The sequence below is a fragment of the Polaromonas sp. P1_F4 genome (assembly GCF_056405675.1).
In genome coordinates this window covers 174,065-193,871 of the sequence record NZ_JBFUBP010000005.1, presented here as the reverse complement: position 1 = coordinate 193,871, position 19,807 = coordinate 174,065, and the positions used below count along the sequence as shown (strand labels likewise).

The 19,807-nt window shown below is 63.5% G+C and carries 21 protein-coding genes; 17 read left to right on the top strand and 4 right to left on the bottom strand.

Annotated elements, in window-relative coordinates:
* Window positions 1-79 precede the first annotated feature (79 nt).
* The 15 genes from AC1DYQ_RS12635 (at window position 80) to AC1DYQ_RS12565 (ending at window position 11,421) form a co-directional block, all read left to right on the top strand.
* Window positions 80-691 (top strand): LysE family translocator, encoded by a 612-nt coding sequence (locus AC1DYQ_RS12635; protein WP_477687075.1) that lies wholly within the window; start codon window positions 80-82, stop codon window positions 689-691.
* Entirely contained in the window at window positions 688-1,644 is a 957-nt protein-coding gene (locus tag AC1DYQ_RS12630) for a DMT family transporter (RefSeq protein WP_477687074.1), read from the top strand. The genes AC1DYQ_RS12635 and AC1DYQ_RS12630 overlap by 4 nt, the downstream gene beginning before the upstream one ends.
* Window positions 1,644-1,976 carry an antibiotic biosynthesis monooxygenase family protein gene (locus AC1DYQ_RS12625; RefSeq protein WP_477687073.1) on the top strand — a complete coding sequence of 111 codons (333 nt, stop codon included), beginning with the start codon at window positions 1,644-1,646 and terminating at the stop codon, window positions 1,974-1,976. Before AC1DYQ_RS12630 ends, AC1DYQ_RS12625 begins: the two co-directional genes overlap by 1 nt.
* 69 nt (window positions 1,977-2,045) lie before the next feature.
* Window positions 2,046-2,507, top strand: a complete 462-nt coding sequence (locus AC1DYQ_RS12620) for a RidA family protein (RefSeq protein WP_477687072.1) — start codon at window positions 2,046-2,048, stop codon at window positions 2,505-2,507.
* Window positions 2,508-2,512: 5 nt separating this feature from the next.
* Window positions 2,513-2,842, top strand: coding sequence for a DHCW motif cupin fold protein (locus tag AC1DYQ_RS12615; RefSeq protein WP_477687071.1), 330 nt, complete (start codon window positions 2,513-2,515; stop codon window positions 2,840-2,842).
* Window positions 2,843-2,920: 78 nt separating this feature from the next.
* Window positions 2,921-3,568, top strand: coding sequence for a DJ-1/PfpI family protein (locus tag AC1DYQ_RS12610; protein WP_477687070.1), 648 nt, complete (start codon window positions 2,921-2,923; stop codon window positions 3,566-3,568).
* 19 nt (window positions 3,569-3,587) lie between these two features.
* Entirely contained in the window at window positions 3,588-4,049 is a 462-nt protein-coding gene (locus AC1DYQ_RS12605) for a DUF6196 family protein (protein WP_477687069.1), read from the top strand.
* Between the two features lie 114 nt (window positions 4,050-4,163).
* Window positions 4,164-5,357 carry an aminotransferase-like domain-containing protein gene (locus AC1DYQ_RS12600; RefSeq protein ID WP_477687068.1) on the top strand — a complete coding sequence of 398 codons (1,194 nt, stop codon included), beginning with the start codon at window positions 4,164-4,166 and terminating at the stop codon, window positions 5,355-5,357.
* A gap of 20 nt (window positions 5,358-5,377) precedes the next feature.
* Complete coding sequence (locus tag AC1DYQ_RS12595) at window positions 5,378-5,998, top strand: glutathione S-transferase family protein (RefSeq protein ID WP_477687067.1); 621 nt, start codon at window positions 5,378-5,380, stop codon at window positions 5,996-5,998.
* Between the two features lie 35 nt (window positions 5,999-6,033).
* Window positions 6,034-6,948: a PhzF family phenazine biosynthesis protein gene (locus tag AC1DYQ_RS12590; protein WP_477687066.1), complete on the top strand. Its 915-nt coding sequence runs from the start codon at window positions 6,034-6,036 to the stop codon at window positions 6,946-6,948.
* Window positions 6,949-6,957: 9 nt separating this feature from the next.
* Window positions 6,958-7,671: a VOC family protein gene (locus AC1DYQ_RS12585; RefSeq protein ID WP_477687065.1), complete on the top strand. Its 714-nt coding sequence runs from the start codon at window positions 6,958-6,960 to the stop codon at window positions 7,669-7,671.
* Between the two features lies 1 nt (window position 7,672).
* A complete protein-coding gene (locus AC1DYQ_RS12580; protein ID WP_477687064.1) occupies window positions 7,673-8,311 on the top strand; it encodes a LysE family translocator in 639 nt (212 codons plus the stop codon).
* 55 nt (window positions 8,312-8,366) lie between these two features.
* Window positions 8,367-9,389, top strand: a complete 1,023-nt coding sequence (locus AC1DYQ_RS12575) for a threonine dehydratase (RefSeq protein WP_477687063.1) — start codon at window positions 8,367-8,369, stop codon at window positions 9,387-9,389.
* A gap of 139 nt (window positions 9,390-9,528) precedes the next feature.
* Window positions 9,529-10,197 carry a histidine phosphatase family protein gene (locus AC1DYQ_RS12570; protein ID WP_477687062.1) on the top strand — a complete coding sequence of 223 codons (669 nt, stop codon included), beginning with the start codon at window positions 9,529-9,531 and terminating at the stop codon, window positions 10,195-10,197.
* A 93-nt stretch (window positions 10,198-10,290) separates the two neighbouring features.
* Complete coding sequence (locus AC1DYQ_RS12565; protein ID WP_477687163.1) at window positions 10,291-11,421, top strand: hypothetical protein; 1,131 nt, start codon at window positions 10,291-10,293, stop codon at window positions 11,419-11,421.
* A 96-nt stretch (window positions 11,422-11,517) separates the two neighbouring features.
* Here AC1DYQ_RS12565 and AC1DYQ_RS12560 read toward each other — a convergent pair whose 3' ends face one another.
* The 4 genes from AC1DYQ_RS12560 to AC1DYQ_RS12545 form a co-directional block, all read right to left on the bottom strand.
* Window positions 11,518-12,867 (bottom strand): PQQ-dependent sugar dehydrogenase, encoded by a 1,350-nt coding sequence (locus AC1DYQ_RS12560; RefSeq protein ID WP_477687061.1) that lies wholly within the window; start codon window positions 12,865-12,867, stop codon window positions 11,518-11,520.
* A gap of 134 nt (window positions 12,868-13,001) precedes the next feature.
* Complete coding sequence (locus AC1DYQ_RS12555; protein ID WP_477687060.1) at window positions 13,002-13,460, bottom strand: Lrp/AsnC family transcriptional regulator; 459 nt, start codon at window positions 13,458-13,460, stop codon at window positions 13,002-13,004.
* A 559-nt stretch (window positions 13,461-14,019) separates the two neighbouring features.
* On the bottom strand, window positions 14,020-16,152 hold the full coding sequence (locus tag AC1DYQ_RS12550) for a sensor histidine kinase (RefSeq protein ID WP_477687059.1): 2,133 nt from the start codon (window positions 16,150-16,152) through the stop codon (window positions 14,020-14,022).
* Entirely contained in the window at window positions 16,149-16,874 is a 726-nt protein-coding gene (locus tag AC1DYQ_RS12545) for a response regulator transcription factor (protein WP_477687058.1), read from the bottom strand. The genes AC1DYQ_RS12550 and AC1DYQ_RS12545 overlap by 4 nt, the downstream gene beginning before the upstream one ends.
* Window positions 16,875-17,082: 208 nt before the next feature.
* Here AC1DYQ_RS12545 and AC1DYQ_RS12540 point away from each other — a divergent pair, with 208 nt between their 5' ends.
* On the top strand, window positions 17,083-18,366 hold the full coding sequence (locus tag AC1DYQ_RS12540; protein WP_477687057.1) for an SPFH domain-containing protein: 1,284 nt from the start codon (window positions 17,083-17,085) through the stop codon (window positions 18,364-18,366).
* Complete coding sequence (locus tag AC1DYQ_RS12535) at window positions 18,366-19,790, top strand: hypothetical protein (protein WP_477687056.1); 1,425 nt, start codon at window positions 18,366-18,368, stop codon at window positions 19,788-19,790. The genes AC1DYQ_RS12540 and AC1DYQ_RS12535 overlap by 1 nt, the downstream gene beginning before the upstream one ends.
* Window positions 19,791-19,807 lie beyond the last annotated feature (17 nt).

Sequence of the window (19,807 nt, the reverse complement as noted above, 5' to 3'; positions counted from 1 at the left end):
AATTTGACCAATACAGTTTGGGAATTTGTACTAACAACTGTACTGGTGGTGTATTGCTTTCAACTATAAAGTTGAAAACATGAACTGGCAAGAATTTACGGCCTTACTGGTGCTGGCAACGGCGATGAGCTTTTCGCCGGGACCCAACACGACGCTGTCAACCGCACTGGGAGCCAACCATGGGTTGAAACGCGCACTGCCTTTTGTCTGCGCGGTGCCGGTCGGCTGGGGCATGCTGCTGCTGGTGTGTGCCCTGGGGCTGGGCGCACTGGTTCTCGCCGTGCCCTTGCTGAGCTGGGCCGTGAAGATCATCGGCGTGGCGTACCTGCTGTGGCTGGCCTGGAAGATTTCGCAGTCGCGCCAGTTGAGCGAGGCGGACGCGGCGCGCCTGAACGTCACTTTCTGGCAAGGCGCCGCACTGCAGTTTGTCAACATCAAGGCATGGATGCTGGCGCTGGCCATCGTGAGCGGATGGATTGCCGGCCGTGAGGCGCCGGCCGCGCGGCTGGCCATCGTATTGCCTGTGATGCTGGCGTACGCTTTTGTGAGCAACCTCACTTACGCGCTCGCAGGGTCATTACTGCGCGAGTGGCTGACCGGCCCTTCCGGCAGCGGACGACGGCTCCAGTGGTTCAACCGCGCCATGGCGCTGGTACTCGTGGCCACCGCCATCTGGATGCTTTTTATATGACGTCCACATCTGCCGACACAAACAAAGGGCTATGGCTCGGCTTGCTGGGCATCGTGATTTTTGCCGTCACGCTGCCCATGACACGCCTGGCCGTGGGCACGCCGGATGCACCGCAGATGTCCGGCGTTTTCATCGCGCTCGGGCGGGCCACGGTGGCGGCCGTGTTGTCGGCGGCGTTTTTGCTGGCCACCCGCGCGCCGCTGCCGCAGCGAAAGGACTGGTTGCCGCTGACCATCACCGCGGGCGGCGTGGTGTTTGGTTTTCCGCTCTTCACCTCGATTGCCATGCGTTACGTGGAAGCCGTGCATGCAAGCGTCATCCTCGGTGTGCTGCCCCTGGCCACCGCGGCGGTGGGCGCGCTGCTGCACCGCCAGCGTCCGTCTGCCGGCTTCTGGCTGTGCGCGGCGCTGGGCAGCGCGCTGGTGGTTCTGTTCGCCATGCTGCGTTCAAACAGTGCGGGCGGGCTGTCCATCCATTTTGCTGACCTTTTGTTGCTGGCCGCCTGTTTGTGCGCGGCCGTCGGTTACGGCTACGGTGCGCGGCTGTCCCAGCACATGCGCGCCGAGCACGTGATCTGCTGGGCCTTGGTGCTCTCGCTGCCTCTGACCTTGCCGCTGTCTCTTCTCAGTTGGCCCGAGGCACCCCTCAAGGTCAGCGCCTGGGCCGGCTTTGCCTACGTGGCGGTGTTCTCGGCCTGGTTGGGATTTTTCGCCTGGTACCGCGGTCTGGCGCTGGGTGGCACGGTGCGTGTCAGCCAGGTGCAGTTGGTGCAGCCGTTCTTATCCATGCTGTTTTCTGTGCCGCTGCTTGGCGAGCACCTGGACGCGGTCACCGTTGGCTTTGGGCTGGCCGTGATTGCCACCGTTTTCATCGGTAAAAAAATGCCGGTGCAGTCAGGCACCCGCGTGCAAGCCGCCAAATCGGGCCCTTTGCTCAACACCAGAAAGTTGTGATGTACTCAGCCGCCTTTATCTTTGAACCCGGCACCTACGACGAACGGTTCCACACGCTGGACGCGTTGATCGAAGAAGCCGCCCACGCCACGCCGGGCTACCTGGGCTCGGAGTCCTGGCGCTCGCCGGATGGCGTGCTGACCAATGCCACTTACTTCTGGGAAACCGAAGAATCGCTGCGCGTTTTTTCAGCACACCCCAAGCACCTGGAAGCCAAACGCCAGTACACGCAGTGGTACAAAGGTTTTCACATCGTCATCTCACAGGTGTTGCGCTCTTACGGCGACGGCACCATTGCACACATCACGCCCAACCAGCGGAAGCGGGCATGAAGCGGGCTTGAGGCAGCCCGCCGCTTTTGCACTGTTTTCCAGGATATCCCCTACAACAAGGAGCCATCGATGACCCCCGAACAACGCCTGCAGCAACTCGGCCTGATCCTGCCGCCCGTCGTGACCCCTCGCGGTAACTTCGATGCCTGGGTGCTCGACGGCTCCATGCTGTACCTGTCGGGCAAAGGCTCGCCGCTGAGGCAGGACCTGGGTGTGGTCCCCAAGGTCGGGCGCGAGGTCAACGCGGAGGAAGCCCGCCAACATGCCCATGAAGTCGGACTGAACCTGATTGCCACCATGAAGGCCGCCCTGGGCGAACTCTCACGCGTGCGCCGTGTGGTCAAGCTGCTGGGCATGGTCAACGCAACGCCCGACTTCATGGGCCATACCGAAGTCATCAACGGTTGTTCTGATTTGCTGGTACAGGTATTCGGCGAGGCCGGCCGCCATGCGCGCTCGGCGGTCGGCGTGGGCTCACTGCCGCGCGGCTTTGCGGTGGAAATCGAAGCCATCGTGTCGGTCACGGAGTAAGCAGCATGCAAATGAACGAAATTCCCTTCGGCACCACCGACTGGTCCAACGTGGAGCGCACCGAACATTCCGCCCTGGAAGGCAAGGCCTTCTGGCGCACTCGCAAGTTTGGCGACGTGCGCGTGCGTATGGTGGAGTACACGCCCGGCTATGTTTCCGACCACTGGTGCAGCAAAGGCCACATCCTGCTTTGCCTGGAAGGCGAGTTGCATACGGAACTGGACAACGGCAGTGTGCACGTGCTGTTGCCCGGCATGAGCTACCAGGTGGCAGACGGCGCCGAAGCCCACCGGTCGACCTCGCCTTCGGGTGCCAAACTGTTTATCGTGGACTGACCCAGCACAAGCCACCGCCACACCGCCAACTTTTTCTGTCAGTGAAATAGTTCTCCAACCCACACCAGGAAAGCTTTCATGCACATCGCCATCCTTACCTTCGACGGATTCAACGAACTGGATTCCTTGATTGCCTACGGAATGCTGACCCGCATTTCGCTGCGGGGTGATGCTGACTGGAGGGTCAGCATTGCCAGTCCTACCGAGCGGGTGACGTCCATGAACGGCCTCACCATCGATGCGCACATCGGCCTGAAGGAAGCCAACCAGGCCGATGCCGTATTAATCGGCAGCGGAATGAAAACGCGTGAGGTTGCCAACGACGCCTCCATCCTCGGCAGGCTGCAGCTTGATCCGGAAAGGCAACTCATCGCAGCGCAGTGTTCCGGAACATTTTTGCTCGCCAAGCTGGGGCTTGTCGGCCAAATGCCGGCGTGCACGGACTTGACCAGCAAGCCCTGGGTTCAGGCAGCCGGGGTGAGCATTCTGAACCAGGCCTTCTTTGCGAAGGGCAATCTGGCAACCGCGGGCGGCTGCATGTCCGCGCAATACATTTCCGCATGGCTGATTGCCCGGCTGAAGGGCATTGACGAAGCCCGTGAGGTGCTGCACTACTTTGCCCCAGTCGGTGAAAAGGAAGAATACGTCGCACGGGGACTTGCGCACCTGAAAGCGAATATGCAGGAGCAGCAAATGATGCCGGAGACCTCCGGCGCGTCGTCGTGACGACAGCGGGACCAAGCTGATGGACGTGACGCCGGAAACACCCGAACAAACACGCAAACGGCTTTTGCGCGTGATGGCGCACGCGCGCGTGGATATGCTGCCGGGCGACTACACCTTCGCCGAATTTCCTCTGACGCAGTTTCCCGCACATCTGGTGGCAAACCCTGCCAGCGAAGCGCTCGCTTTGGTACGTGACCATGCAGTCTGGAGCGCTCTGCTGCCCGCATCTGCATCAGCAAAAGCCGAGGACCGCTACGCCGTGGTGTGCCTGCATTTCGCGCGTGATATTCCCAACAGCGGCTTTGTAGGCTGGCTCGCCAGCGAGTTCAAGCAGCAGCTGGGAACGGGGGTGTTTGTCGTCTGCGGGCACCATGCGGCCGACGGCGGCGTCTTTGATTACTGGGGAATTCCAGGAAGCGTGGCGCCGCAGGCCGTGAGCCTGATTCATGCCATGCAGGCGCGAGGGAGAGGTGCAGAATGAACGCATTGATTCATCCTGCCGCCGGCTGCCGTCGGAAGCGCATTTAGCTAAATGCCTTGCAGAAGGTTTTTGTGAACAGGCTTGTCTTTGACAGCCCATCAGGAGGAGAGTGAAATGGAATGGACCCAAGCGCAGCGCGCCAAAAAAATGAACCCCTCGGTGATCCGCGAGATCCTCAAGGTCACCGAGAAGCCCGGCATCATCAGCTTTGCCGGTGGCCTGCCCTCGCCCAAGACCTTTCCGGTCGCCGCCTTTCGCGAAGCCTGTGACAAGGTGCTGCGCGAAGACGGCCATGCGGCGCTGCAGTATGCGGCCAGCGAAGGCTATGCGCCGCTGCGCGAGATGGTGGCCGCAATGCTGCCCTGGGAAGTTGACCCGGCGCAGGTGCTGATCACCACCGGCTCGCAACAGGGCCTGGATTTAATCGCCAAGATACTGATCGACGCCGGCAGCCGCGTGCTGGTGGAAACACCCACCTACCTGGGTGCGCTGCAAGCCTTCACACCGATGGAGCCCGAAATCGTCGGCGTGGCCAGCGATGACGAAGGCGTGGACATCACTGACCTGGCCAGCAAAGCCGCCGGCGCGCGTTTCTTCTACGTGCTGCCCAATTTCCAGAACCCGACCGGTCGCACCATGAGCGAGGCGAGGCGCGCCGCGCTGAGCGCCGAAGCCGCACGCCTGGGCCTGCCCATCGTTGAGGACAACCCTTACGGCGACCTGTGGTTTGACACCCCACCACCGCTGCCGCTCACCGCGCGCAACCCCGAAGGCTGCGTCTACATGGGCTCGTTCTCAAAAATTCTGGCCCCCGGCTTGCGCCTGGGTTTCATGGTTGCGCCCAAGTCGCTCTACCCCAAGCTGTTGCAGGCCAAGCAGGCCGCCGACCTGCACACGCCAGGCTTCAACCAGCGCATGGTGGTCGAGACCATGAAAGACAATTTCCTGGACCGCCACGTGCCCACCATACGCGCGCTCTACAAATCGCAGCGCGACGCGATGCTGGCCGCGATGAAGCAGGGCATGCCCGAAGGTGTGAGCTGGAACACACCGGCCGGCGGCATGTTTTTGTGGGTGCGCCTGCCTGAAGGCATGAACGCCATCGACCTGCTGCCCAAGGCCGTGGAACGCAACGTGGCCTTTGTGCCCGGCTGGGCCTTCTACGCCGACCATGCCGACGCCCGCACGCTGCGCCTCTCGTTCGTCACGTCCAGCGTCGAGCAGATCAACATCGGCATCGCCGCGCTGGCTGCGGCCATACGCGAGCAACTACCTGCCGGCGTGCCTCAACTGCGCGCGGCAGCATGATGAACGCGAAAGGGGCTGACATGCTTCATCTTTGGGGGCGCATCAGCTCCATCAACGTGCGAAAAGTCGTGTGGGCCGCGCAGGAGCTGGGCCTCACGATGCAGCGAACCGACGCCGGGGGCCAGTTCGGTATCGTCAAGGAGGCCGATTACCGGCGCAAGAACCCGAATGCGCTGGTGCCGCTGATGGAAGACGGTGAGGTGCTCATCTGGGAATCCAACGTCATCGTGCGCTACCTGTGCGCCAAGCACTCGCCAGGCAATTTTTATCCCACAGCGCTGCCGCAACGCTTTGCAGCCGAGCAATGGATGGACTGGCAGCAGACCACCTTCAACCCGGCCGGACGCACGGCTTTCGTGCAATGGATCCGCACGCCTGCGGAGCAGCGCAATACAGAACTGATTGCGCAGTCCGTAGCCGCCACCGAAGCGCTGCTAACACTGCTCGACGCACATCTGGCTGACCATGCGTTCATGGGCGGCGACCAGTTCAGCATGGCCGACATCCCGCTGGGCTGCGAAATGCACCGGTGGTTCGGCTTGCCGCAGCCGCGGCCCATTCGGCCCCACCTGGACCGCTGGTACCAAAACCTCCTGGCACGGCCCGCCACGCGCGGCGTGCTGGACCTGCCTTTGTCATAAATCTTCAAACCTACCCTGGAAAACCGAGAAACCCCATGAAGCAGCGCGCATTCAAGCAAGTCGACGTGTTCACACCCACCCCTTACTTCGGCAACCCCCTGGCCGTGGTGATGGACGGCAGCGGCCTGGATGACGCCGCCATGCAGCGCTTTGCCAAGTGGACCAACCTCTCGGAAACCACTTTCCTGTTGCCACCCACAGACGCCACGGCTGATTACAGCGTACGCATCTTCACGCCCGGCGGCGAACTGCCTTTTGCCGGCCACCCCACGCTGGGCAGTTGCCACAGCTGGCTGGAAGCCGGTGGGCAACCGCACAGCAAAGACTTTATCGTGCAGGAGTGCAAAGCAGGCCTGGTGAAGATTCGCCGCGAGACGGGCACAAGGCGCCTCGCATTTGCCGCGCCGGCCCTGAAGCGCTCTGCCCCCAGCCCCGCGTTGCTGGCGCAGGTAGCCGGCGCGCTGGGATTAAAAGCGACAAGCATCCTCGCCGCCCAGTGCCTGGACAACGGCCCGATGTGGCTGGGCTTGCTGCTGGACAGCCCGGAGACCGTGCTGCAACTGGCGCCCGATCACAAGGCGCTGGCCAAGCTGGGCACCAAAGTCGGCGTGGTGGCGCGCTACCCACGTGAGGAAACCGCGCCGCTGATTGCACGCGCCAACCGCGAAGCCAAGGCGTTCGCAGCCTCCGCACCTGAAACGACCCCTGATTTCGAAGTTCGGGCATTCGCCTCTCCCATCGGTGTCGACGAAGACCCCGTCACCGGCAGCCTCAATGCCAGCCTGGCCCAGTGGCTGATTGCCGAAGGCCACGCGCCCGAGCGCTATACCGCCTCGCAAGGTGTCTACCTGGGCCGCGCCGGTCAGGTGCATATCGAGCGCGATGCGGCTGGCCAGGTCTGGGTGGGCGGCGAATCGGTCACCTGCATCGACGGAAGCGTGACGATCTAAAGGCTCATCATGGAAACCACCACCGCATCTCCACCACTGGCCTCGCAGGTCGATCACCTCGTGGTCGTGGCGGCCAACCTGGCCGAAGGCGTGCTGTGGTGCGAACGCGTGCTGGGCATCACGCCAGGGCCGGGCGGCGAGCATCCGCTGATGGGCACGCACAACCGGCTTTTCACAGTGGCGTCGCCGGCCTTTCCACGCGCCTATTTCGAAATCATTGCAATCAATCCGGACAAGCAAACCCCACGTGTGGCACCGGCCAGACGCTGGTTTGACCTGGATGATCATGAGTTGCAGCTGCGGCTGAGCAAGACCGGCCCGCAGCTCGCGCACTTTGTCGCCTCGACGCCCCGTGTGACCGCGGCGGTGCGGGCGCTTTCCCGCCTGGGGCTGGATCGCGGTGAGGCGCTGGACGTCTCGCGCATGACACCGCAAGGCCTGCTGAGCTGGAAGATCACCGTGCGCGAAGACGGCCAGCGGCTGTTCTACGGCGCGCTACCCACGCTGATCCAGTGGGGCGATGCGCACCCGGCCGATGACATGGCGCCGTCGGGCGTCACGCTGCAATCGCTGCACGCCAGCCACCCGCGCCCCGACGCGCTGCGCGGTGGTTACGAGGTTATCGGTCTTTCGGGTGTAGGCCTCTCGCAGGGCCCGCCCAATCTCATTGCCACGCTGCAAACGCCACGCGGCCTGGTCACGCTTGAATCGAAAGGAGCCTGAAATGTTTACCACGACAGAACTTGCATGGTTCGCCCTTGCCGCCCTGGTGCTGGTGCTCACTCCCGGGCCCAACATGATTTATTGCATCTCTCGCACGCTGTGCCAGGGCCCCCGCGCCGGGCTGGTCTCGCTGAGCGGCGTGGCGCTGGGTTTTGTGGTGCACCTGCTGGCCGCGTCGTTCGGGCTAACCGCACTGCTGCTGGCCGTGCCGCTGGCCTTTGATGCCATCAAGGTGGCGGGCGCGGCCTATTTGCTCTGGATGGCCTGGCAAGCCGTCAAGCCCGGAGGCCTGGCGCCTTTTGAAACGCGCGAGCTGCCGCACGACCCGCCGCGCACGCTCTTCCTCATGGGTTTTATGACCAACCTGCTCAACCCCAAGGTCGCCATGTTTTATCTCTCCTTCTTTCCGCAGTTTTTGCACCCCGAACGCGGCGACCTGCTGCTGCAAAGCCTGACGCTGGGCGCCGTGCAGATCAGCGTCAGCACGGGTGTGAACACGGTGCTGATCTGCTTCGCCGCGGCGATTGCCGGTTTCCTCAACCGCAACATCAGCTGGATGCGCGTGCAGCGCTATGTGATGGGTACCGTGCTGGGCTTGCTGGCGCTGCGCCTGCTGACTGAAAAGCGGGTGGCCGCATGAGCCGCCGGGCCGTTCCCAGGGCGAATGCCGCAGCTCGCAGAGCGGAGGCCATCCAATGAGCGCCGTACTCGACCACGCGCGGGAGCTGGGGAACAGCATGTTGCCTTCGCTGCAGGAGATTGAAGACGCGGCGCGAGTCGTCTACCGCGAATTCCAGGCCACGCCGCAGTACCGCTGGGGCCTCTCAAGCCAGCGGCTGGGCACCGACTGCTGGATCAAGCACGAGAACCACACACCGGTCGGTGCGTTCAAGCTGCGCGGCGGACTCACCTACTTTGAGGCACTCAGGCAACGCGGCGAACTGCCGCGAGAAGCCATCAGCGCCACACGCGGCAACCACGGCCAGAGCATAGGCTGGGCGGCGCGCGCCCACGGCGTGCCTTGCACCATCGTGGTTCCGCACGGCAATTCGGTCGAGAAAAACGCCGCCATGCGCGCACTGGGCGTCACACTGATCGAGCACGGCAATGACTTCCAGGAAAGCCGCGAGTTTGCGAAGAGGCTGGCTGCCGAACGCGGCGCCCACATGGTGCCGAGTTTTCATGCGGATTTACTGCGCGGCGTCAGCACCTACTGGTGGGAATTCATGCTGGCGGTGCCGCAACTCGACGTGGTGTATGTGCCGATAGGCCAGGGCTCGGGCGCGTGTTCGGCCGTTGCCGCCAAGCTGGCGCTGGGCCGCAAGCTGCGCATCGTGGGCGTGGTCAGCGCGCACGCCACCACCTACGCCGACTCGCTGGCCGCGGGGCGCGTGATTGAAGCACCGGTGACCACCTACCTGGCCGACGGCATGGCCTGCCGCGTCGCCGACCAGGCAGCACTTGATATTTTGCTGCCGCACCTGGAACGCGTCGTGAAGGTGACGGACGACGAAGTAGCCCAGGCCATGCGCGACCTTTATGCCGACACACACAACGTGGCCGAAGGCGCGGGTGCGGCCAGTTTTGCTGCGGCCATGCAGGAGCGCGGCCAGCTCAAAGGTCTGGTGGTGGGCACCACCTTGTGCGGCGGGAATGTGGACACGGCGACTGTCGCCAAGGTGCTAGATGCCGGCCCCCACGCTTCTCGCTTCGCGTAGTGCGCTGCCCCCCGAGGGGGCGCTGCGCCTGCGGCCCGGCAAAGCCGGTTCCGCGGCCCCGGCTGGATTGGCCTTTGGGTGCCGGCACCGGTCGCACGCGTGACTGGCCGCAGTTGCCACGCACGACACAATTCCAGCCATGGGAACCCTCTACCTCGTGCGCCACGGCCAGGCCTCATTTGGCGAAGACGACTACGACGTGCTCAGCCCCATGGGGCGCCAGCAAAGCGTGCGTCTGGGCGAGTACTTCAAGTACAAGGGCATCACCTTTGACGCCGCCTTCACCGGCACGCTGCAGCGGCAGATCAATACCTTTGCCGGGATCTGTGAAGGCATGGGTATCACCATGCAAGCCGCACAGCGCCCCGGGCTTAATGAATATGACAGCCACGCCGTCATCGGCGCCATCCACCCGCATAAGCTCGAAAAACCCGCCACACCTGAGGAATACCGCGGCCACTTCCGGCTGCTGCGTGACGGGCTGGCACAGTGGATGGCCGGCGTCGTCACCCCCCAGGGCATGCCAAGCTACACCGGGTTTGTTGAGGGTGTAACTTCTGTCCTGGACCACATTCGTGCCAATTACACCGGAAATGTGCTGCTGGTTTCCAGCGGCGGGCCCATCTCGACCGCAGTGGGCCATGTGCTGGGCACCAGCCCTGAAACCACGATAGAACTGAACCTGCGCATACGCAACTGCTCACTTACCGAGTTTGCCTTTACGCCCAAGCGGCACATGCTGGTGACCTACAACACCTTGCCGCACCTGGACGCGCCCGAACACGCAAGCTGGATTACCTACGCCTGAACGCGCCTGCGAGCAGCCGGCTTCGTGGTTTTTCCGCCATTGCCGAATCGACCACAAGCAAAGATACTTTGCGGCAACATGACCGCCGCCCTGATGCCCAGCCTTCGTCCTGTCGGAATTCACCTTCACGGTGAAACAACCGGCGCGCTGGCGGCTTCCACCTACAGTTTCCTGGTGCAGCTTGAAAAGCTCGGGCTGCAGGACGCCGTGGAAACCACAGAGATTTTCCCGGGGGCCGCCGCTGCAAGAAGCTTTTGCCTGCCGGACGGCCTCGCCGCACAATGGGCGCCCGGCCTGGACACCCTGGGCCTGGCGGAACGGCTGCAGCTGGATACGCTGAATGACAGCGAAGACCTGGAACGAGAGATTCTTCTGGCCATGCTGCTCAGCCCGGTCGCCTTTGAGTTTCCCAGCCATGCGGAGCTGGCATCGGCAGTGCGCATACGCCGCAACATCGTGCTGGCCGCACGCAAGACTGCACTGGAATTCCACACCACCGAAGTCAACCGGCCGGAGGATTGCTGGGTCTACTCGGAAGACGCTGGCTTTACCGTCAAGCCCGGTCACGCGTTGATTCCCGCTCTGGAAAAAGCCACCCAACCCGAGGCCTCGGGCAAGCTGTATTCCTTCTCCTGCTACCGCGCGACCGAATACGTGATCCTGCTGGCCATAGCGCAGGAACTCGAAACCTGCAACCCGCCGTTGCTGGCCGCGCTGCAGCAGCGCTGGGAGCGCCGCGCCATCATGTCGGGCAAATTCCATGACGTGTTCCTGCGCGAATACGGCACGATGGAGCAACCCCTGCCGCCCAAGTATTACGTGCCCGGCGACCGGCTATGGTTCCGAAACCCCGATGAACACTCCTCGGACGTTTCGGGTTATGAAGGCTCCTGGGTGTTCTACATCGGCAACGGGCAGTTCACCAACTTCTGGAAGCGCGAGCAGCCCTACACGCTGACGGCCAAATGCCTGGAGCTGTTTCACTGGCGGCATGCCACCTACACCGACGAAGCCGGCGAGTTGCGTATCAATGAAAGCATTGTGGAAGCCGGCGTCAAGGCCTCCAGCGCCGACCCGGCCGAGACGGCGCGAATCCTGGAACTGATGCTGCGCATGCGTGAACCCAAGGGCGTGTATGCATCGGGCGGGTGCATAGACACCTCGCGGGAACACCCCCGCTGGGTCTGCCCCGGCACCGCCGACATGGTGTTGCCGACAGCCTGATGCGATTCAGGCAGCATAATCGCTATTAAATTAATAGCTACTCGCGCTCATCACATAAGGGTTTCAGGCATTTTTCCCTTAAGAAATCCAAACCTTCTATTTCAGCTGGCTACCGCTCACCCGCCAGACCACATTGCCCACATCGTCGGCCACCAGCAGCGCGCCGCGCTTGTCCATCGCCACGCCCACCGGCCGACCGTAGGCATGGCCTTCGGGGCTCAGGAAACCCGTGAGCACATCCACCGGCAAACCAGCCGGCAAGCCTTGGCGAAAAGGCACGAACACCACCTTGTACCCGCTGTGTGGCACGCGGTTCCAGGAACCGTGTTCACCAATAAAAACTCCCGTGGCCAGTGATGGCGGCAGCGCATCGCCTTCTGAAAACACCATGCCCAATGGCGCGACATGGGAGCCCAGTGCGTAGTCGGGTGAAACCGCTTGCGCCACCAGGTCCGGACGCGGCGGCTTGACGCGGTCGTCCACGTTCTGGCCGTAATAGCTGTAGGGCCAGCCGTAAAACACACCATCACGCACCGAAGTCAGGTAGTCGGGCACGAGGTCGCTGCCGATCTCGTCGCGCTCGTTCACCACCGTCCAGAGTGCGCCGCTGCCGGGTGCCCAACCCATGCCGTTGGGATTGCGCAGGCCCGAGGCAAACACGCGGTGGCTGCCGGTTTTGGCGTCGACCTCCCAGATGGCGGCGCGGCCGGTTTCGGCTTTCATGCCGCGTTCGCCCACATTGCTGTTGGAGCCGACGGTGACATACAGTTTGCTGCCGTCCGGGCTGGCGATGATGTTTTTTGTCCAGTGGTGGTTGATAGGGCCGGCCGGCAGGTCTACCACCTTGACAGGCCCCGCCGTGATGCGGGTCTGGCCCGGTTGGTAAGGGAAACGCACAACGGCATCGGTGTTGGCCACGTAAAAATCATTGCCCACCAGCACCATGCCGAAGGGCGAATTGAGGTTTTCCAGAAACACGCTGCGGCTTTCGGCCTTGCCGTCGCCGTCGGCATCGCGCAGCAAAGTGATGCGGTTAGCCGTGGGCGCCCCGGCGCCGGCCCGGCCCATCACTTTTTTCATGAACCAGCCGCGGAGGCCTTGAGCCGATTTCTCGTCTTCCGGCTTGGGCGGCGCATTGCTTTCAGCCACCAGCACGTCACCGTTGGGCAGCACGTAAACCCAGCGCGGATGCTCCAGGCCGCTGGCCAGGGCCGTCACGCCCAGGCCCGCCATGGGCGTGGGCATAGCCCCCTCGGGCCAGCCCTTGGCCGGCGCGATGTTCACCGTAGGAAACAGGGTTTTGTTGGGTTTGGGCAGGGTTGGATTGGCACCCATCCCGGCCTCCGGCGGCAACAGGGCGGTGTCGCCGCACGCGGCCAGCGTACAGGCGAATGCCGCGCACAGCACCAGAACATGCCAGACGCGTTGACAGGCAATCGATCGCATAAAACCCCTTGAAGAAATGGCGGCAACGCCGGCGCCCCTGCAGGGTGCGGGGCATTCGTCAGTGTGGGCGGGTGAGGTCCGCGCAGCTGTCAGCCGGCCCCACCGACCGCTGTCAGCGCTGACCTTCGCCTGGCTCAGCCTGGCAATAGAGGCAAATCGGCCTTCTTGAGGGTGCGCAGCACAAAGCTGGATTTGCTGTGGCGTATGCCTTTGATCTTGTAGAGCCGCTCGCGCAGCAGGCGCTCGTAGTCCTTGGTATCGTGCACGGCAATGCGCAGCAGGTAGTCGTATTCACCGGACACCAGATAAGCCTCGATCACTTCGGGAATCGCCGCCAGCGTTTCACCGAATTTCCCCAGCGTGTTGTCGGAATGGCTGTCGAGCGTGACCTGCACCATCACCGTGTCGCCCAGGCCCAGCGCCTGCGCATTGAGCCGCACGGTATAGCCCTCAATCACCCCGGCCTCCTCCATCTTCTTGATGCGGCCCCAGCAGGGCGAAGGGCTCAGGCCCACGGCCTGGCCGATGTCTTGCAGACTGGTACGCGCGTCGGCCTGCAAAACCTGAAGGATTTTCCGGTCTAAAGTATCCATTCGGCTAATTTATCTGAAATTTCCAATTTCACAGATTTTTTATCTGTTTATGGAAAATTCAGCAGCAAATCAGGCAAATTATTCGGCCACTCCCGGGAGATACTTTCTTCCATGGCAGCGGGCTTACCGGTCCGCCTGGCAAGACAAGGCCTCCAGCGAGTTACCGCTCACTGGGGGCTTTGATTTTTATTCCATTGCTAATTCGCTGCGATAGGTCGTTACGCCGCCTTGCCGTGCCAGGGCCTGCCAATGCCATTTATGCAAATGCGAATGGGGTGAAAACGGTGCCAATCAAGGCGCGCGACGACGCCCAGACTTTTGTCTGGCTAGAAGCGCAACGCCGAGTGGCGCCGTTTTCACCCCATTCCCTCCGGGTTGCGATCAAAAAGGCCTTGCGCGGCGTTGCAAAGCCTTGACGGGGTCTACCCCGCCTGCGTTTTGCGCCTTGCTCAAGGCCTTTTTGACTCGCAACGCATCTGCATAAATGGCATTGGCAGGCCCTAAGCACTGTCTGCGGCGGCGCGCCTACTCTCGCAGCGAATTGGCAATGGATCAGGGATCAGCCGACAGCGCACTGCAGGCGCAACTCCAGGCAAACGCCGCTGTCCAGGTTGTGCGCGGTGATGGTGCCCCCCATCTTGGCCATATAGGTTTTGGCGACAAACAGGCCCTGCCCACGCTGACCTGTTGCGCCCGTGTCGGGCTGGTCGGACACCCCGTACTCGAAAATCTTGTCCAGCAAGCCGGCCTCGATCTGCGGGCCGAGGTTGCTGATGGTGATCACGGCCTCAGGCGCAGTGCCTTCCTGCGCCTGCTGTGACAGCGTGATGCGGATCAGGCTGCCGGGCAAACGGTAGCGATCAGCGTTGCGCAGCACATGCGACACGACATCTTCCAGCGAATACTCGTCGGCGCGCACTCTGACCGGCTGGGCCAGCGGATCAAAGGCCACACCGGGAATGCCCGCGGCCGCGGCGTTGCGCGCCACATGGCTCAGAAACTCATTGGCGTCCAGGGTCTGCACATTGAGCGCGGTGGATTCAAAAGCTTCGCTGGGCGACGCGCTGCCATACAGCACGCGCACGGCCTGCTGCATGCGGCTGATGTAGCGGTGCGCCGGGTCGTCGACGCTACCGTGCAGCACCATCAGCGATTGCAGCGGCGACATGATTTCATGACCTACGGCGTGCCAAGTGTCTTTTTCCTGGGCGACCCTAATCTGCTCGCGGCGCACGTCTTCATTTACGCGCTGCAGCAGGTCTTGCAGGCCGCCGGCGAGCACACCCAGCTCGTCGCCGCCACGCAGGTCGGCCAGGTCAACCGTTGCCAGGTTGTCGCTGGCGCGCACGCCCTTGGACACGGTGGCGGCGCGGCGGGTGAGTTCGGTGATGCGGCGGATGATGCGCAGCTCAATGGCCAGCCAGGTCACAAAGATGGCCAGCAGCATGCCGCCCACAAACCAGGACACGCGGGTGGCCACGGCCGTGAGGGCCTTGTTGACGCTGCGAATGTCACCGGTCAGCGAGAGCTCATAACGCCCGAGCGGCGTGCTGATGATGTCGGCGCTCGTGACGGGTGCGTCATAACCATCCACTTGCAGCCGGCGTATCAACCACGCAATCAGGGGCGAGGACCGCTCCGTCGTCTCCGCGCCGGACAGCGACACGACGTCCGAGCTGACACCCGCGCTGCCCATCCTGCGGATGCGCAGCTTCTCGCCGGGCAGCAGCAAAGGGGTCAGCTCAGACCATGAAAAAGGCGCGGTGGCGCCCCCGGCATTGCTGTCGAACAGGGGCTTTCCCTCGCCGGGGGCCAGCATTTCCACCTGCACCTTGATCTGGTCCAGGTCAGCCGGCGGCCAGACGATGCCCGCAGGCCCTTTGGCAAACAGTGCTTCGCGAAACAGCTCAACCGGTAGGCGCACGCTGACAAAGGCACGCCGGGCACAATCAGGGTCTGCCGCCAGCGTGCCGTCCACGCAGCGGCTGTCTTGCCAAAGCCAGCCGCGGAAGTCGCGCACGGGCCGGCTGGCCGGTGTGATCGGGCCCTCATCGGCAAAGCCCACCAGCCGGCCCCTGGCATTGGCAAAAGGCGAGGCGTTGCGGCCCTCGTCCATGGCCTGCATGGCCTGGAAAGGCGCGATCCAGCGGTAGCGCTGCCCGCGCATGTCGACCGTGATGCGGGCACGGTGCGCCAGGCTCAAGTCCAGCGTGCCCGAGGTGTGGGACACCAGCGGGCCGCTGTTGAAGCTGCCGACGGCGTAGATAAAACCACCGGCAAAGGGGTTGTTGCCGACGGCGACACACATCGAGGCCGCATCGGGGTATTGCACCAGGCAGCCGGCCATCTCCACTGCCTGCTGGGCCTTGTTGCGATCGTCGAAATCGAGGGCCGAAAAAGGCAGCACCAACGGGCGCAGCGGCGTCACCTCATGCTCGTAGGCCGTGGGGTTGAGCAGCACCAGCTGGCCCGTGGGATGGCGCAGCTTGGCGGCGATCTGCGCCTGGTTCTTGCGAAAGCCGTCCTGGTAATTGCGGTAGCTGCGCTCCTTTTCGTCCTGCAACACGGCGATGGCCAAGGCGACGGTGGCCAATGCCAGCAGAAAAAAAGCGCCGCGAAAAAATACGCGCAGGCCGAAGGGTACGCGCGCCGGCAGCAGGCGCTCCACGTCCTGGCGGGTCGGCAGCTTCACGCCTTGCCTCTGCCGCGCGGGGGCTCCGGCGCCTCGGCCCAGCGAAAGCCTCGCATCGGGATATTTTCAATGCCGTCAAAGGCCGCATCGATTTCCTTGAACGCGTCGCGAATCGTGCTGACGTGCTTGCGGATGTTGTCGCGGTTGCGGCCGCTTTTGACCACCTGGTAGAGGTCGTCGTAACTCACGACCTCGCCGCGGCGCGCGTGCAGCGCCGCCAGGATGCGTTGCGCCGTCAGCGGCAGGTTCACGCGCTGACCGCGCCAGATGGCGGTGTTCTGTCGCAGCGGGTCCAGCTGCAGCTCCTGGCTGTCGCCGGCTGGCGCCCTGCCTGCGGGTTTGGCCTTGGCGGTCCGCAGGATGTCCAGGAAGGTTTCGATGAAGTCAGCCTCCTCAAACGTGGTTTTTTGCAGGTAGTCCCAGGCGTCCAGGGCTTTCATGATGCTGCGGTAGATGGCGGCCGGCATGGCGGACACCACCAGCACGGGCGTACCCTGCCGCTGCTTGTTGATGGCGTTGATGATGGCCACGCCGGCATGGCGTTCGCGCCCCAGTTCGATGTCCAGCACCACGGCGTCATAACCTTCGCGGGCAACGGCGGCCTCGGCATCGTCGCGGTTGAACCACTGGTCGACCCGGATACCGGGGCGGGCCGATTCAATCCAGCCCTTGAGCTGGTTGCTCATGGGCAGGTCGTCTTCGATTACGGCAATTTTGGTCATGAGGCCTCAAGAGGATGGGGTGCCGCCATTATGGGTGTGGCCTGCGCCAGGCCGTGTGAGTGTTTCTTCCGTTGGCGGAGGGTTGCCGCCGCCAAACCGTGCAAAGACACCGCGCAGGCGCATTGAATGCTCCGGGCCCGATTCGAACAATGGAGGCCAGAGAAAGCGCAATCCGCGCCTCTCGCCAAACCAACCGGAGGAGCCCATCATGAACCCACGCCTTAGCCGTATTTCCCTGCGCATCCGCGCCATCTTTTCCAGAGGGGTGCGCAGCACCCGCCGTATCGCTTCCAGTGGGGTGCAACGCGCCGCCAGCGCCAGCGGCCTGATGATCGCCACCGCCGCGGCGGGCGCGGTCGGCTACCTGCTGTGGGTGCACCCTCCCATGGAGTCGGTGGCGCGCGGCGACGTGGCGATTCGCACCAACCAGTTGACCGGCGGCGTCGACGAATTCCGCGAAGGTTCCCTGCTGCTGCTGCCCGGCTTGCACGAAGTGCGCACCTTCTCGCTGCGCGATCAGGTCTATCGCCCCGAAGGCAGCAGCCGGGCCGACGGCCCCTCACCCTTCCAGTCGATCGAAGGCATGTCGCTGGGCGTGGACCTCACGGTGCGCTATGCGCTGGACCCAGCCAGGGTCAACGCGCTGTCGAAAAACCTGCCCGACGACATCGCGGGCCAGATCGTGCAGCCCGCTGTGCAAGGCGTGATCTACAAGACCTTCACCCGCTACACCGTGCGGGAGATCTTCTCAAGCAAACGTGCCGAGATCCAGCAGCTCATCGAAGCTGAACTCAAACCCAAGCTCGCGGCCGACGGCATCCTGCTGCGTACGGTGCAAATGGGCAAGGTCGACTTGCCCGCAGATTACCGCCAGGGCATGGACAAGCTGCTGGCCGAAGAGCTTGCGACGGAGAAGATGCGCTACACCCTGGCCCTGAAGGAAAAGCGCGTGAAAGAAACCGAGCTGGACGCGATGGCCGAAAAAATACGCCGTGAAACCAATGCGCAGGCCGCCGCCAGCGAACAGGTGATTGCAGCCAAGGCGCAGGAAGAAGCCATGAAGCATGTCCTGCCCTTCAAGCAAAAGCAGATCGAGCAGCGCCAGCTGGAAGCCGAAGCCGACAAGCAGTCGCGCATCCGCACGGCCGAGGGCAGCGCGCAGGCCCGGCGTATTGAAGCCTCTGGCGAGGCCGATTCGCGCCAGAAACTGGCGGACGCTGAAGCCTACCGGCTGGACCGCGTGGGCAAGATCAACAGCGAGCAGATGGCGCGCGAAGGCGTGCTCATCACGCGCCACCCGCTGCTGATCCAGAAAACCATGGCCGACAAGCTCAGCGACAAGATCACCGTGATCATCGCCCCGCCCTCTACCAGCGGCGGCTTTGTAGGCGCGGGCCTGCTGGGCGGAGCGCCCAAGGCCGGCCGTACCGCGGCGCAAGCGCCGCGCGACGCCGGCACGCAAGACAACAACGACAAAGAAGAGGCCGAATAATGATCACCACCGCACTTTTGACTTTAGCCATCGTGACGCAGGACCAGGCCACCCTGCGCGCCGCACCGCGTGATTCGGCCGCACAGCAGGCGGCCCTGTGGCAAGGCGACGCGCTGGAAATTCGCGGCCAGCGCATGGATTACCTGCAGGTCTACGACCACAGGCGCGAACGCGCAGGCTTCATCCACGTGAGTCAGGTTCGCACGGTCTCGCTGCAGCCCGAGGACGCACCCCAGCTCCTTTCGGTGGTGCGCTTCCTGCGCGAAAGCCCGGGCGCTGAAGCCCTGGGCATTGCCTACACGGCCGCTTACCTCAAGGCCGCGCCGGCAGACGCCATAGGCGCGGAAGCCTTTGATGCGTTGGGCACCATGGCCGAACGCCTGGCGCGTCGCGGCTCCATGAAGCACGGCAAGGCCACGAGTGACGTGATCTCTGCGCACATGGAAGTGGCCACCTTTTATGGCGTGAACTTTAAGGGTTATGAGCAGAACGGAAGCATGCAGCTTTGCTACAACGGCGAGGCCTTTCGCCGCGTGCTGGCGCTGCCATCCGACGCCGAGCAACGCGCACGCGCCGCGCTGGCCGTGACCCGCCCTGACTGCATGAGCCCCGACCTGCACCCGCAGGAACGCCTGGTGCAAGACCAGTGGCGCGCCGAAGTGCTGGACAAAGTCAGCGTCGCTCAGTTCGCCCAGTTGTCTGAAGTCAGCAAAAACCGTTTGCGCCTGCGCCGTGCCGGCGTGCACGCCAGCCTGGCATTTGAGCAGGCGCGCCGGGCTGAAGCGCCCACGGCAGCCGCACAGCGCGCCCGGGCGGAACTCGCGGCGGTGAACAAGCTGGAGCTGACAGACAACGACAGGCAGGACTACAACGACGCAGCGATTCGCGTGGGCGCCTCACGATGGGGTGCTGAAACCGCGCTTCCCCGCTTCGCCAAACTGACGGTAGCCACCGAGACGGGCCAGGCCGGCGAAACCTGCGTGGCGCTGTATGAAAACAAGGCCGACGGCAAACCCGGCAAGGACGCCGTGGCCAGGCGCTGCACCTACGGCATTGTGTGGGCCGCGTCCGCCAATGCGCATCCCGACGGTCAGGCCCTGGCGCTCGCGGTGCAGCCGCTGGACGCCTGGCGCGAGCTGTGGGTGTTTCGCAAGAAATCCGGGCAATGGACGATTGAGGTGCTGCCGCCCGCCAGTAACGGCCCCGAGTTGGGCTATGTGGAATTTGCCGGCTGGGTGCGCGGCGCGCCGCAGATGCTGCTGGCCCGCGAGACCCGCATTGCCGGTCGCCTGCGCCGCAGTTTCGAGGTGGCGCGCATGGACAGCTTGACGGCCGAGAAGCAGGCCGGTGACCCGGGAACGCTGGCGGCCTTCGCACGCTCGCAAGACGCCGCGTGGAAGCGCCAGACCGTGATCCTGCGCTAAATGCCTGCTTGCAAAAG

What these genes read in the sequence shown, in the direction of transcription:
- AC1DYQ_RS12595 (WP_477687067.1), top strand. Translation starts at nt 5,378, where the DNA reads ATGCTTCATCTTTGGGGGCGCATCAGCTCCATCAACGTGCGAAAAGTC.
- AC1DYQ_RS12565 (WP_477687163.1), top strand. Translation starts at nt 10,291, where the DNA reads ATGCCCAGCCTTCGTCCTGTCGGAATTCACCTTCACGGTGAAACAACC.
- AC1DYQ_RS12535 (WP_477687056.1), top strand. Translation starts at nt 18,366, where the DNA reads ATGATCACCACCGCACTTTTGACTTTAGCCATCGTGACGCAGGACCAG.
- AC1DYQ_RS12605 (WP_477687069.1), top strand. Translation starts at nt 3,588, where the DNA reads ATGGACGTGACGCCGGAAACACCCGAACAAACACGCAAACGGCTTTTG.
- AC1DYQ_RS12570 (WP_477687062.1), top strand. Translation starts at nt 9,529, where the DNA reads ATGGGAACCCTCTACCTCGTGCGCCACGGCCAGGCCTCATTTGGCGAA.
- AC1DYQ_RS12630 (WP_477687074.1), top strand. Translation starts at nt 688, where the DNA reads ATGACGTCCACATCTGCCGACACAAACAAAGGGCTATGGCTCGGCTTG.
- AC1DYQ_RS12585 (WP_477687065.1), top strand. Translation starts at nt 6,958, where the DNA reads ATGGAAACCACCACCGCATCTCCACCACTGGCCTCGCAGGTCGATCAC.
- AC1DYQ_RS12615 (WP_477687071.1), top strand. Translation starts at nt 2,513, where the DNA reads ATGCAAATGAACGAAATTCCCTTCGGCACCACCGACTGGTCCAACGTG.
- AC1DYQ_RS12560 (WP_477687061.1), bottom strand. Translation starts at nt 12,867, where the DNA reads ATGCGATCGATTGCCTGTCAACGCGTCTGGCATGTTCTGGTGCTGTGC.
- AC1DYQ_RS12620 (WP_477687072.1), top strand. Translation starts at nt 2,046, where the DNA reads ATGACCCCCGAACAACGCCTGCAGCAACTCGGCCTGATCCTGCCGCCC.
- AC1DYQ_RS12555 (WP_477687060.1), bottom strand. Translation starts at nt 13,460, where the DNA reads ATGGATACTTTAGACCGGAAAATCCTTCAGGTTTTGCAGGCCGACGCG.
- AC1DYQ_RS12580 (WP_477687064.1), top strand. Translation starts at nt 7,673, where the DNA reads ATGTTTACCACGACAGAACTTGCATGGTTCGCCCTTGCCGCCCTGGTG.
- AC1DYQ_RS12600 (WP_477687068.1), top strand. Translation starts at nt 4,164, where the DNA reads ATGGAATGGACCCAAGCGCAGCGCGCCAAAAAAATGAACCCCTCGGTG.
- AC1DYQ_RS12635 (WP_477687075.1), top strand. Translation starts at nt 80, where the DNA reads ATGAACTGGCAAGAATTTACGGCCTTACTGGTGCTGGCAACGGCGATG.
- AC1DYQ_RS12545 (WP_477687058.1), bottom strand. Translation starts at nt 16,874, where the DNA reads ATGACCAAAATTGCCGTAATCGAAGACGACCTGCCCATGAGCAACCAG.
- AC1DYQ_RS12610 (WP_477687070.1), top strand. Translation starts at nt 2,921, where the DNA reads ATGCACATCGCCATCCTTACCTTCGACGGATTCAACGAACTGGATTCC.
- AC1DYQ_RS12540 (WP_477687057.1), top strand. Translation starts at nt 17,083, where the DNA reads ATGAACCCACGCCTTAGCCGTATTTCCCTGCGCATCCGCGCCATCTTT.
- AC1DYQ_RS12625 (WP_477687073.1), top strand. Translation starts at nt 1,644, where the DNA reads ATGTACTCAGCCGCCTTTATCTTTGAACCCGGCACCTACGACGAACGG.
- AC1DYQ_RS12590 (WP_477687066.1), top strand. Translation starts at nt 6,034, where the DNA reads ATGAAGCAGCGCGCATTCAAGCAAGTCGACGTGTTCACACCCACCCCT.
- AC1DYQ_RS12575 (WP_477687063.1), top strand. Translation starts at nt 8,367, where the DNA reads ATGAGCGCCGTACTCGACCACGCGCGGGAGCTGGGGAACAGCATGTTG.